Origin of the sequence: Rhizobium johnstonii 3841 (genome assembly GCF_000009265.1) — a bacterium.
GTDB lineage: Bacteria > Pseudomonadota > Alphaproteobacteria > Rhizobiales > Rhizobiaceae > Rhizobium > Rhizobium acaciae.
In genome coordinates, this window is record NC_008380.1 from 4,405,437 (window position 1) to 4,417,862 (window position 12,426).

General features: G+C 61.7%; 13 protein-coding genes. 7 read left to right on the forward strand and 6 right to left on the reverse strand.

All coding sequences use genetic code 11. The annotated features are described in order from the left end of the window. Positions 1 to 75: 75 nt before the first annotated feature. The 3 genes from RL_RS21435 (at position 76) to RL_RS21445 (ending at position 2,903) form a co-directional block, all read left to right on the forward strand. Positions 76 to 969 (forward strand): LysR family transcriptional regulator, encoded by an 894-nt coding sequence (locus tag RL_RS21435; protein WP_003542994.1) that lies wholly within the window; start codon positions 76 to 78, stop codon positions 967 to 969. A gap of 222 nt (positions 970 to 1,191) precedes the next feature. Further along, the gene (locus tag RL_RS21440) at positions 1,192 to 1,833 is read left to right on the forward strand and encodes a DUF1007 family protein (protein ID WP_011653561.1); all 642 of its coding nucleotides are present in this window, start codon (positions 1,192 to 1,194) and stop codon (positions 1,831 to 1,833) included. Beyond that, a complete protein-coding gene (locus RL_RS21445; RefSeq protein WP_011653562.1) occupies positions 1,827 to 2,903 on the forward strand; it encodes a nickel/cobalt transporter in 1,077 nt (358 codons plus the stop codon). Before RL_RS21440 ends, RL_RS21445 begins: the two co-directional genes overlap by 7 nt. Positions 2,904 to 2,905: 2 nt before the next feature. On the opposite strand, the gene RL_RS21450 is transcribed toward RL_RS21445, so the two are convergent. The 4 genes from RL_RS21450 to RL_RS21465 form a co-directional block, all read right to left on the reverse strand. Continuing rightward, positions 2,906 to 3,112 (reverse strand): hypothetical protein, encoded by a 207-nt coding sequence (locus RL_RS21450; RefSeq protein ID WP_028742330.1) that lies wholly within the window; start codon positions 3,110 to 3,112, stop codon positions 2,906 to 2,908. Further along, positions 3,109 to 3,804 carry a GNAT family N-acetyltransferase gene (locus RL_RS21455; RefSeq protein WP_011653563.1) on the reverse strand — a complete coding sequence of 232 codons (696 nt, stop codon included), beginning with the start codon at positions 3,802 to 3,804 and terminating at the stop codon, positions 3,109 to 3,111. The genes RL_RS21450 and RL_RS21455 overlap by 4 nt, the downstream gene beginning before the upstream one ends. A gap of 63 nt (positions 3,805 to 3,867) precedes the next feature. Beyond that, positions 3,868 to 4,587: a tellurite resistance TerB family protein gene (locus tag RL_RS21460; RefSeq protein WP_011653564.1), complete on the reverse strand. Its 720-nt coding sequence runs from the start codon at positions 4,585 to 4,587 to the stop codon at positions 3,868 to 3,870. Positions 4,588 to 4,842: 255 nt separating this feature from the next. Next, positions 4,843 to 5,481: a 2-dehydro-3-deoxy-phosphogluconate aldolase gene (locus RL_RS21465; RefSeq protein WP_011653565.1), complete on the reverse strand. Its 639-nt coding sequence runs from the start codon at positions 5,479 to 5,481 to the stop codon at positions 4,843 to 4,845. Between the two features lie 154 nt (positions 5,482 to 5,635). Here RL_RS21465 and RL_RS21470 point away from each other — a divergent pair, with 154 nt between their 5' ends. The 4 genes from RL_RS21470 (at position 5,636) to RL_RS21485 (ending at position 8,635) form a co-directional block, all read left to right on the forward strand. After that, positions 5,636 to 6,124: a CYTH domain-containing protein gene (locus RL_RS21470; protein WP_011653566.1), complete on the forward strand. Its 489-nt coding sequence runs from the start codon at positions 5,636 to 5,638 to the stop codon at positions 6,122 to 6,124. Further along, positions 6,102 to 7,010 carry a CHAD domain-containing protein gene (locus tag RL_RS21475; protein WP_011653567.1) on the forward strand — a complete coding sequence of 303 codons (909 nt, stop codon included), beginning with the start codon at positions 6,102 to 6,104 and terminating at the stop codon, positions 7,008 to 7,010. The genes RL_RS21470 and RL_RS21475 overlap by 23 nt, the downstream gene beginning before the upstream one ends. Positions 7,011 to 7,157: 147 nt before the next feature. Then, positions 7,158 to 7,634 (forward strand): VOC family protein, encoded by a 477-nt coding sequence (locus tag RL_RS21480; protein ID WP_011653568.1) that lies wholly within the window; start codon positions 7,158 to 7,160, stop codon positions 7,632 to 7,634. 71 nt (positions 7,635 to 7,705) lie between these two features. After that, a complete protein-coding gene (locus RL_RS21485; RefSeq protein ID WP_011653569.1) occupies positions 7,706 to 8,635 on the forward strand; it encodes a rhodanese-related sulfurtransferase in 930 nt (309 codons plus the stop codon). 18 nt (positions 8,636 to 8,653) lie between these two features. Here the strand turns inward: RL_RS21485 and RL_RS21490 are convergent, their stop codons facing one another. Continuing rightward, a complete protein-coding gene (locus RL_RS21490; protein ID WP_011653570.1) occupies positions 8,654 to 10,867 on the reverse strand; it encodes a bifunctional diguanylate cyclase/phosphodiesterase in 2,214 nt (737 codons plus the stop codon). A gap of 113 nt (positions 10,868 to 10,980) precedes the next feature. After that, positions 10,981 to 12,354, reverse strand: a complete 1,374-nt coding sequence (locus tag RL_RS21495) for a GH1 family beta-glucosidase (protein ID WP_011653571.1) — start codon at positions 12,352 to 12,354, stop codon at positions 10,981 to 10,983. Between the last annotated feature and the right edge of the window lie 72 nt (positions 12,355 to 12,426).

A 12,426-nucleotide genomic window follows, 5' to 3' on the forward strand; every position in this document is an offset into this window, starting at 1 on the left:
GATCCCGACGCTAAAAAAATTATTGAACAAGACGAGCCAATTTGTTCAACATTCCGAAACAGCCTGAGGGGTGCCATGGATACCTTGACCCGCATACGCGCCTTCATCGATGTCGTCGAGGCCGAAGGCTTCTCCGCCGCGGCACGGCGCACCGGTCGCTCCAAGGCGCTGCTCTCCAAATATGTGCGCGAATTGGAAGACGAGCTCGGCGCCCTGCTGCTCAACCGCACTACCCGGCAGTTCTCGATGACCGAGGCCGGCCATACCTATTACCGTACCGCCTCCGACATCCTGAAGGAGATCGATAACCTCGCCGATCTCGTGCGCGAAAACAATGCACAGCTCAAGGGACGGCTGCGCATCTCGGTGCCGCGCACCTTCGTCGATGCCGATGTCGGCCAGTCGCTGATCGATTTCGCCAAGGAGAACCCGGACCTTTCGCTGGAGATCGCCGCCGATGACCGGTTCGTCGATCTGATCGAGGAAGGCTTCGACGTGGCGATCCGCATCACCAAGCTCGAGGATTCCGGCATGATCGCCCGCAAGATCTCGGATTTCCGCATCCATATCTGCGCCACCCCTGAATTTCTCGAGCGTTATCCCGATCTCGATCACCCAACGGCCCTTTCCAGCGTCCCCTTCATCGTCGATACCAATGCGCGCACCCAGGCGAGCATCCGCTTCCACAATCCTGACAACACCTCGTTCGCCGTCGCCGTTTCCGGACCGATAGAGGTCAACAGCCCGCATGCGACATTACGCGCGGCACTTGCCGGCATCGGCGTAGCCTTCATCCCGGATTTCATCGCCCGCAAGCCGATCGAGAGCGGCGAACTGGTGACCCTGTTCAACGATTACACCCCGACCGACCGCGGCATCTATGCCGTCTACCCGCACCGGCGCTACCTGCCGGCTAAGGTAAGAATCTTCGTCGATTACCTGCACAACTGGTTCAAGAAGCATCCGTAGGCCGGCGCCCTTGCGAAGCGATGCGACATTCCGCCCCGCTCTACAGCGCCGCGCGTCTTGTCAGATGCGCAAAGGACGCTGTAGCACTTTGAATCGCTGCATAATTTTATCCTTAAATTGTGTAGTGGCATCCGGCCCAGCGAAGCCGATGCCGAGCCCGGTCCCAATTCCGTCCCAATTTCTGGCAAGAAGTCAGGGGCAGCGAACAGGGCAGCGGGATAGATGAAACATTCAACGATACTGATGGCCGCGCTTCTTTCGCTGGCGCCGGCCGCCGCCTTTGCGCATCCGCACATCTTCGTGGAAGCGCGCCTCGAAGTCGTGGCCGGCAAGGACGGCAGTGTCGAGGAACTGCGCAATGTCTGGCGCTTCGACGAGGTCTTTTCCTCCTCCGTGGTCATGGATTTCGACAAGAACACCGACCTGAAGCTGGAGCCGAACGAACTTGCTGAGGTCGGAAAGACGGTGAAGCAATCGCTTGCCGACTACGATTACTACATGAACCTGACGATCAACGGGAAGAACATCACAGTTCAGAAGCCCGACATCATCCATGTCGACTACAAGGATGGCCAGCTGCTGATGTTCTTTGCGGTGAAGCCGGTGGAGAAAATGCCGCTGAAGGGCAGGCTCACGTTCGGCGTCTATGACCCGACGCTCTACACCTCGATCGATTTTCCCACCGACACCGAGCTGGCGATCGTCGGAGACGGCTTCAAGGCCTGCAAACATCAGGTGGTGCGGCCGGATGCCGACGAGGTGATCTCGGAAAACAAACAGTCGCTGACGGACGCTTTCTTCAACGATCCCACCGGCACCAACATGTCTAAACTCTTCGCCACCCGGCTGGAGGTCACATGCTGACAAAACGCCTGCCCCTCATTTTTTCCGCTGTCGTCCTCGCGCTCCTGGTGGCGGCAAGTCTGGCCCATGCGCAATCTCCGCTCGGCATCGGCACGGCGGAGCCGAGCTTCCAGCCGACCGGCGGTCCGCTCGCACCGCTTTTGCTCTATGTGAATTATGAACAGCAGGCCTTCTACCGGGCGCTGACCGGCGCCTTGAAGGCGATGCGCCAAGACCCGTGGCAGCTGGCATCGCTGATCGGCCTCTCCTTCGCCTACGGCGTCTTCCATGCGGCCGGCCCGGGCCACGGCAAGGCGGTCATCTCCTCCTATATGATCGCCAACGAGATCGAGCTGAAGCGCGGCGTGATGATTTCCTTCATTTCGGCCTTCATCCAGGGCATGGTGGCGGTAGCGCTGGTCGGCGGCGCCTGGCTGGTGTTGCGCGGCACCGGCATCACGCTGACGGAGGCGACCCACGCAATGGAGATCGCAAGCTTCGTCATGGTCATCCTGTTCGGCGGCTGGCTGCTGTTTCGAAAACTGCGCTCGATAGCCGGCAATATGCCACGGCGCGGGCTGATGGCGACGCCGGCCGGCCCGGTCAGCATGATGCTCGACTGGAAGGACAATGCAGCCGAACGCCAGGCCTATGCCTTCAACGGCAAGGCGCAGGCTGTAGAAGCCGGCCACACCTTCGTTCCCGGCATGGTCTGCGAGACCTGCGGCAATGCCCATGTGCCCGACCCTGCCCTGCTCGGCGGCGACAAGTTCAGCGTCCGCGAGGCCTGGTCGGCGATCGTTGCCGTCGGTCTGCGCCCCTGTTCCGGCGCGCTTCTGGTCATGACCTTCTCACTGCTGAACGGGCTCTATCTCGGCGGCGTGCTGTCGGTCGCCGCCATGTCGCTCGGTACGGCGATCACCGTTTCCCTGCTTGCCACACTTGCCGTCACTGCCAAGAGTGCGGCCGTCCGCCTCTCCGGACGCGGCTCGACCGCCTCGATCTGGGTCGGCAATGCCATCGAAATCCTCGGCGCCGTGCTCGTCATGCTGATGGGCGCCCTGTTGCTCGGAGCCTCGCTGCAGGGATAAAATTACTTTCCCCGGCCGCGCTGGTAACGCGCCCGCAGCCAGAAGACTGCGAAGAACGCCATGATCAGGCAGACGCCGACGACGATTGCCAGCGTCGGTGAGAAATTGCCGATCCAGAGCACGATGGTCGGCAGGAAGTAGATGACGAGGGCAGCGCCGAGCAAGATGATGGCGGCGGCGGTCGCCTGCGAGCGGCTCTCCGGGCTCACGCGAGCCTTTCCTTTTCAAGATCGGCGCGGATATCCTGCAGGCGGCGCACCTGGTTGCCCTCGGCGTCGAAATTCCCCGGCGAAAGCCAGGCTTCGAATGCATCGTTGATCATCGGCCATTCGGCATCGATCATCGAGAACCAGGCGGTGTCGCGATTGCGATGCTTGGAGATCATGTGCTGGCGGAAGACCCCTTCGAAGCTGAAGCCGTAACGGGCCGCCGTCGTCTTGCTCGCCTCGTTCTTATTGTCGCATTTCCATTCGTAGCGGCGGTATCCAAGATCCTCGAAGACGTGCTTGGCCATCAGATAATGCGCCTCGGTTGAAAGCGGCGAACGCTTCATCTCGACGCCATGCGCCACACCGCCGATCTCGACGACACCGTTTGCCGGGTCGGCGCGCATGTAATTCGCCATGCCCACAATCTTCCCGGTGGCGTTGTCGCGGAAGATATGGGTGAGCCAGCCGGACTTGGTGTAGACGGTTTCCAGCCAGTTGGCGAAATCGTCGATACCGGAGAAGTCGTCCTGGGCGAAATAGAGAAGCAGCGGATTGATGCCCATGCCGCCGAGCCCGTCCCACAGCGCCTCGAGATGTTCCGCGCGCCGATAGGGCTCCACGGTAACGAAACGGCCCTTCAGTGTGACCGGCTTCGGCGCCGGGCAGCCCTTGAAATTTGTGAGATCGCGCATGTCCACTCCCTTGTCGGGAGAGTGGATAGGCCAGCCGCCCGACAAAGGCAACCGGCCTAGATGTCACTGTGACAAGGTCGTCTTGGCCGACGACACCGTCGCCTCAATATGGTCGACCAGCTGGTCGGCAAGGCCGAGGCGGCCGGCAAGCAGATCGAGATAACCGCGCTCGGCGCGCGAATCCGGGTCGATGGTCAGCCGCGAGGCGGTGTAAAGCTCGACGCGCTGTTCTTCCGTCGTCGCTGCGGCAACGAGCGCATCGATATCCGTCGGCGAAGCGAGTTCATGCTCGATGAAGGCGGCAGCCTCGCCGCTGACATCGGCGGCCTTGACCTTGTCCATGATGAGGGCGCGTTCGGCATCGTCGATATGGCCGTCGGCCTTGGCGGCGGCGATCATCGCACGGATCAGCACGAGGACGAATTCATTGCTGCCGGCAGGCGATGTCGGTCCGAAACCGGATTCGGCAGGCGGCGGCAGGAGAACCGGATTATTTGCCGACGGTGCATCCGAGGGGGCTGAGGGCGCCTGTCCCGCCTGGTAATTCTTGTAGGCCTGGTAGCCGAGGCCGGCAATCGCGGCAAGACCGCCGATCGCCAGTGCATTGCCGGCAATACCCCGACCAGTCTTGGTGCCGAGAAGCGCGGCTGCAATCGCACCTGTCGCCAGCGGATTGTTCTTTGCCGTCTGCACGGCGTCACCGGCCCTGTCGCGGACCGAACCGCCAAGACCTGGCACCTGCGAACCCAAAAACTGGTCGAGAAGCTTCTTTGCGTCGAACATTCCTCGTCATCTCCCTGTTTGAAACTGGAGGAGTACATAGGTTTGCGACGGGTGAAATACAAATGCGGCGTGCCGAGTTGCCACCCCATCTGCCCTAGCGGGCATCTCCCCCACAAGGAGGGAGATTGGATGGGCGTGAGGGTTTCCTCAAACAATTGGCTCAAGCGGCGGATCGGGAGAAAGAGCTGGCCGATCTCCCCCTTGTCGGGAGATGTCCGGCAGGACAGAGGGGGTGTCGCCCCACCGAACAAAGGTTTAGGCCTTCAGCGCCGCCGCCTCTGCCGCGAGCTTGGTAATGCCAGCCCAGTCGCCGGCCGCGACCAGTTCCTTCGGCGCCACCCACGAGCCGCCGACGCAAATGACGTTCGGCAGCGAGAGATAATCGTTGGCGTTCTTCAGCGAAATGCCGCCGGTCGGGCAGAACAAGGTGCCGGCAAGCGGCGAGGACAGTGCCTTGAGATAGGCGGCGCCACCGGCCTGCTCCGCCGGGAAGAATTTCAGCACCTGGTAGCCTTCTTCGCGCAGTGCCATGACTTCGCTAGCGGTCGCAGCCCCCGGAAGCAGCGGCACGTCGGAATCGGCAGCGGCATCAAGCAGTACCTGCGTCGTGCCCGGGCTGACGATGAACTTCGAACCGGCCTCGACGGCGGCTTCCCAATGGGCGACATTGAGGATAGTGCCGGCGCCGACTTCGGCCCCCTCGACCTCTGCGGCGACTGCGCGCACGGCCTCGAGTGCCGCCGGCGTGCGCATGGTGATCTCGATCGCCTTCAGCCCGCCCGCAACGAGCGCACGGGCGAGCGGCACCGCCGTCTTCGCATCGTCGACGATCAGGACCGGAACGACAGGCTGGAGTTTCAGGATGGAAAGGAGCTTCTCTGTTTTCTCGCCCATGGTCGCGCGACCTCCTTGAAACGATTGAATTCGGACCCCGAATAACGCCCCCGCGGAACCTTGTCGAGATAAAACCGGACCGCATGCCGAGAAGGGTATGAAATGCGTGGAAATTGGGCTACCGTGCCGTAATCGTCACAAAAGGTTCACCGATATGGCGAAAGAGATCGAGCGGAAGTTTCTTGTACGCAGCGATGGATGGCGTTCCGCCGTCGAGACGAAGTCTGTCCTCAGGCAGGGTTACATTGCCTCGATGGACGATCGTTCCGTGCGCGTGCGCATCCTCGACGGCAGGAAGGCGAAACTGACGATCAAGATCGGCCGCAGCACCATTACCCGTGACGAATTCGAATACGACATCCCGATCGCCGATGCCGAAGAGCTGTTGCGGAACGCGATCGGCGTCGTCATCGAGAAGACGCGCTATCGCGTTCCGCATGAGGATTTCGTCTGGGAAGTCGACGTCTTTACCGGCGAGCATCGCGGACTGGTGATCGCCGAGGTGGAAATGACGGCTGAAACTGATGATCCGGCCCTGCCTACATGGCTCGGCGGCGAAGTGACCGGCGATTTCCGCTATTCCAACCAAGCCCTCGCCACAGAATACGGGCACGACAGGCATGGCCTATCGCATTCGGCCTGAGGCCGATTTCACCGAGGTGTTCCGCAATGTCGCGACGGAGCAGCTGAAACGCGCCGTCACGGTTCTTGAGGAGCGCCCGCACGGCGCCCATGAGGCGATCCACTCCTTCCGCAAGAACCTGAAACGACTGCGTTCGCTCTACCGCCTCGTGGCCCGCGAGGTGCCGGATTTTCAGGCCCAGGAAAATGCAAGGCTGCGCGATGCCGCACGCTCGCTTTCAGCGATCCGCGATGCTGCCGCCCTTATCGGCACCGCGGAATATCTTCAGCATGCAGCCCGCGGGGACGAGGAGAGCGAGGCGCTCGGCCGCATCGTCACCATTCTCGAAGGGCGCCGTGACTGGATGGCGCAGGCCGAAAGCAGCCTGGAACAGCGGCTCGCGGAAACCTCCGACGTTCTGAAGCAAGCGATCGCCGCCTTGGATGCCGTCTCCTTTGATGGCGGCCACCGCAAGAATGCCCGCATGCTGGCAAAGAGCTGGCGACGCACGGCGCGGAAGGCCAAGACCGCGCTTGCGGCTTGCCACGGCGGGGCATCGGCCGCCGATTTCCACAATCTGCGCAAACGCACCTACGACTATCGGCTCTACCATGCCCTTTTGCGTGACGTCTGGCCGGGCGCGATGAAGGCCAAGCGCGATGCCGCCGAGGAACTCGTCGAGGATCTCGGCCACATCCACGATCTCACCGTGCTCTCCGAACTGGTCGAAGCCGAACCGCAGCTCTTCACCCGCAATGATGACCTGGCGCATCTGCTCGACATCATCATCTTCCGCCAGCAGGAAGACCGGCGGCAAGCGCTGGTCAAAGCCGAGGCCGTCTTCGCCGATGATGCCGACGAGGAAGCCCAGCGCATCGAGCTTCTCTGGGTGATGGCTGGGAGTTGAGAGTCCGCGAAATCGGAAGTGCTTGCGCGCAGCTCTGCATTTCCCATCGCATCTGCAAAATCACAAGAAACCCTATTGACCTCAACCGATGTTGAGGTCCTAGCCTCCGGTGGTCGAACAAGCAGAGACTTGACCCGCGAGGAAAAAATGACCTCCGAAAATGCCGCAATGCCGAAGGTGCTCGGGCTCTACGAGACCCATCTGACCGTTGCCGATTTCAAGACCTCCACGGACTTCTACCGCGATGTCGTTGGGCTCGAACCGGCAGCCTCATTCGAGGAGCGTAAAGTCGCTTTCCTTTGGGTGAACGACAGGAAGACCGGGATGCTCGGCCTTTGGGAAACCGGAAGCGGGCCGCTGAAGATGCGGTTGCACATCGCCTTCCGCATGACCGCCGGCGGTGTGCAGCAGGCGCCCGCCATTCTCAGGGCAAAGGGTGTGGAACCTCTCGGCTTTACCGGTGAACCGGTGACGGAGCCGGTGGTTCTCGGCTGGATGCCGGCGCTGTCTATCTATTTCAAGGATCCGGATGGGCACTCGATCGAGTTCATCAGCGTTCTAGACGACATCCCCGACCGGAGCTTCGGCGTGCGGCCGTTTTCCGCGTGGCAGGCGCGAGCCTAATCGGTCACCGGTCAAAGTCGCCGCTGGCGAAGGCAATTGCGCGGCACGCCGATTTTCTGTATTTCCGGCCTATGACCGACAGCCTGACACACACCAGCCCGTTCCTCGTGGCCGCACTCTACCATTTCGTTTCCGTGCCGCGCTTTGCCGACCTGCAGGCGCCGCTGCAGACACTTTGCGAGGAGAACGGCGTCAAGGGAACGCTGCTTCTGGCGCATGAAGGCATCAACGGCACGATCGCAGGCCCGGATGCCGGCATTCACGCCGTGCTCGCCTTCCTGCGCGCCCAGCCGGAATTTTCGGGCCTGGAGCATAAGGAAAGCCGCGCCTCGAAAATGCCCTTCCTGCGCATGAAGGTGAAGCTGAAGAAGGAAATCGTCACCATGGGTGTCGAAGATATCGACCCCAACAAGGTGGTCGGCACCTATGTGGCGGCCAAGGACTGGAACACGCTGATTTCCGATCCCGACACCATCGTCATCGACACCCGCAACGACTACGAGACGGCGATCGGAACCTTCCGCGGCGCGCTCGACCCGAAGACCAAGAGCTTCCGTGAGTTTCCGGAATGGGTGCGTCAGAATCCCGGTCTGCACAACAAGCCGAAGGTCGCCATGTACTGCACCGGCGGCATACGCTGCGAGAAGGCCACCGCCTTCATGAAGGCTGAGGGCTTCGACGAGGTCTACCATCTGAAGGGCGGCATCCTGAAATATCTGGAGGAAGTACCACAGGAGGAAAGCCTCTGGGATGGCGCCTGCTTCGTCTTCGACGAGCGTGTCTCCGTCGAGCACGGCTTGAAGGAAGGCGAACACCGGCTCTGCCACGCCTGCCGCAACCCGATCACTGCCGAGGAGACTACTTCGCCGCTTTACGAGGAAGGCGTTTCCTGCAGCCACTGCTACCACACGCGCACGGAGGAAGACCGGCTGCGTTACCGTCAGCGTCAGCACCAGATCGCCCTGGCGAAGAAGCGCGGCCAGCGACATATCGGCAGCTGAGCCAGGATTCTGATTGGATCAGGCTGCGCCGATGTGGCGTCGGGCCGCCGGCTCCGCTGCACGTCGCTCGTTCAGCATCTCGCTGATAAGGTCTGATGTCACAGGCTTTCCGAACAAATAGCCCTGCAGGCAGTCGCAGCCGAAAAGGCGCATGGCTATCGCCTGCTCCTCGGTCTCGATGCCTTCGGCCGTCACCGGAATGTCGAGCGAGCGGGCGAGCGCCACCGTCGCTTGCAGCATCTCGCGCTGGCGTTTGTCTTCGTTGACACCCATGACCAACGAGCGGTCGATCTTGATGCGGTCGAAGCCGAACTGCCTGAGATAACCGATCGAGGAGAAGCCGGAACCAAAATCGTCGAGCGCCACCTTGACCCCCAGCCCCTTCAACCGTTCGATCGACTGGCGGGTGCGCTGCGGATTCTGGATCATGTAGCCTTCGGTGATCTCGAGCGTGATGCGGCCGGCCTCGATCTCCGTCTGCTTCAGCACGTAGCGCACATAGTCGGTAAAGGCGGGATTGCGGAACTGGCCGGGCGAGACGTTGACCGAGACGTTGAGGTTCGGCCATTGTTTGGCCGTCTCGCAGGCTTTGCGCAGCACGAACAGGCCAAGCGATTCGATGAGGCCGCTGGTCTCGGCGATCGGGATGAACAGCTCGGGCGAAACAGGGCCATGGCCTGGACGGTTCCAGCGCACCAGCGCCTCGACGCCGGTCATCGCATGCGTCGCCGCATCGATCAGCGGCTGGTAGGCGAGCGTCAGGTCGCCGCTTTCGATGGCGATCCGGAGGTCGAGCTCCAGCGCATTGCGCTGCTCTCGATCGGCGTCCATCGACGCATCGTAGAGCGTCATGCGCGCGCGGCCGGCCTCCTTCGCCTTGTACATGGCAAGGTCGGAACGGCGCACCAGCTCCTCACGCCCGATCGTCCCGGAAGGCGACATGGCGATACCAATGCTTGCCCCGACGACGACGACACGACGACCGATCTCCAGCGGCTCGACAAGAAAATCGAGGATCTGCTCGGCGAGCTGCAGGGCGGCGGCATTCTCGCTGTCGGAGAGAAAGGCGATCGCAAATTCATCGCCGCCGATGCGGGCGAGAACCGCACCTTGCGGAATGAGTACATCGAGCCCGGCCGCGACCGCCCGGATCAACTGGTCGCCGGTGCCGTGGCCATAGCTGTCATTGACTTCCTTGAAGCCATCGAGGTCGAGATAGAGGAGCAGCACATTGCGCTTGGTCTGGCGTGCCTCGACGACAAAACGATCGACGGCCAGCCCGAGACCGTCGCGATTGGAAAGGCCGCTCAGCCTGTCGCGCAGCGCCTCCTCGCGAGCGCTGTTTTCCTCCGCCTTCAGGCGGCGGCCGGCAAGCCAGCCGATGACCAGCAGCACCACGAAGAACAATCCGACGAGGCCGAGCGCCTGGATGACCATCGGCCGCACCTGTGCATAGCCGATATCGCCGGGTGAACGCGAGATCCACACGAGCTTGCCGAGCGTTGCCCCCGTCGGATCGACGATCGGGACGAGGTAGTCGGCCGCAAAACTCGGCGGCGCCAGCCGCAGCCCGCCGATGACATAGGTCTGGCCGAGAGCGGTCACCCTGTCGTCATCGAGATGGCGGGCGAAAACGAGATAGCGCTGCTGGCCGGCGGGCACATCCAGCGAACCGGACTTTTTCCGCACCAATGCCACGCCGACGGCGGCAATGCCCCGCTTGGTGGTGACGAAACCGATCGCCTGAGGACGATCGGCCGGGCCGGCCGCCTTCACCGTGTCGAACAGGGTCCAGAGCGAAGGCGCGAAGAAATCCGTGACCGGCTCCTCCATCGGCTTGCCATCGCGATAGGCCATAATCGCCTTCTTCTCGGCATCGATGACGATCGCCATGTCGAAAAGCGAACTGTTGACCGACATCTCGCCGTAGTTGCTCACCGTCCAGGCCATACCGTCAGCTGCGTAGACGTTGACGGCGGCGTCATCCCAGGCGGCGTAATCGTCAAGCGTCGCGCCGAGCTGTTCCTCGAAGGTCTTCAACGCGCCGATCGTCGTTTCGCGCGAGCGCTCGTCATCGAGAATATTGGAATTTTCGGCCACGCGTTCGAGCGCCGTCAGCACCATGATGGTGACGACTGCAACAATGACTGCGAAGGAAAAAAGCACGCCCGTGACGGTGATGTGACGGCCTATTCCCGATCCTTTGCTCTGCGACTTTCCGGCGGTCTGCATTACGACTCCCTGACCATCGGACTTTGCCAGCCAAGGGTTCAAAAACGTTTAAGCAACCGGCTGTTGCAGGTTTCTGGCGAGCTATTTTTGTGTCGCCGCCTGAGGAAGCGCCCCTAACCCGGCTTGTGATTGCCCTTCGGGAATTGCGCCGCGAGTTCGTGATACCATTTGCCGCTCTTTTTTACCGTGCGTACCTGGGTCTCATAATCGACATGGACCAGACCGAAGCGCATGCGGTAGCCTTCCGCCCATTCGAAATTGTCCATCAGGCTCCAGGCGAAATAGCCCCGCAAGGGGTAGCCGTCCTTGATGAGGCCGGCGACGATTTCGAGGTGATCGCCGACATAATCAAGGCGCATCGTATCGTCGACCTCGCCGTCGACGACATCGGTGTTGTCGCAGGCGCCATTCTCGGTGATGTAGCACTCCGGCAGCTCGTAGCGGCGGTAGAGATCCTCGACCGAGAGCTTCAGGCCAGGCGCATAGATCTCCCAGCCGATATCGGTCTTGACGTCGCTTGCCGGCGGCGCTTCCACCGTCCAGGGGAAATCACCTTTGCGTTCGGCATCATCAGTGACCCGCTCGGGCTTATAATAGTTCAGCCCCCACCAGTCGAGTTTCTGGCTGATGAGTTTCAGGTCGCCATCCTCGATGACGGGCATGCGATTGCCCAGCGCCTCGATGAATTCCTTCGGATATTCACCCTTGAAGACGGGATCGAAGAAAGCGCCGTTGTGGAACTGATGCGCACGCTCGCCGGCGGCCAGATCGGCCGGGCTGTTGGAGCCGGGAATGATCGAGGCGGCATTGAGCACGAGCCCGACCGGCACGTTGGGGGCTTCCGAGCGGATCGCCTCGACGCCGAGACCATGGGCAAGGTTCATGTAATGCATGGCGTGAAGGGCGGCCTGCATGTTGCGCTCGCCCGGAGCATGGATGCCGTAGAGGTGGCTGAGCCAGACGATGCACCAGGGTTCGTTGAAGGTCGCGACCCGGTCGAGGCGATCGCCAAGGCGGTTCATCACCGTCTTGGCATAGCGCTGAAACGCATAGGCAGTCGAGCGCGCAGTCCACCCGCCCTCGCCGGCGAGCAGCAGAGGCAGGTCCCAATGGTAGAGCGTCGCGAAGGTCTTGATGCCCCGCGCCTTGCAGCCGTCGACCAGCCGATCGTAGAAATCGAGGCCGGCCTCGTTCACCGGACCCGTGCCGTCAGGGATAATGCGCGGCCAGGCAATCGAGAACCGGTAGGCTTCGACACCCATCTCCTTGATGAGATCGAGGTCCTGTTCCAGGCGATTGTAGTGATCGCAGGCGATATCGCCGTTATCGCGATTATGGACGCGGCCGGGCATATTGCAGAAAGCATCCCAGATGGATGGCTTGCGGCCATCGGCTTTGCTGGCGCCTTCAATCTGGAAGGCGGCGGTGGCGACGCCGAAAGTGAAGTCGCCGGGAAAGCGCTCTGCGAGTTTCTTCGGATCGATCATCTGTAAATCCTATCTCTCAGGTTGAGCCGTTTGCGCCGGATTTATCCAAGCCTGAAGGCAAAGTACAGGCTG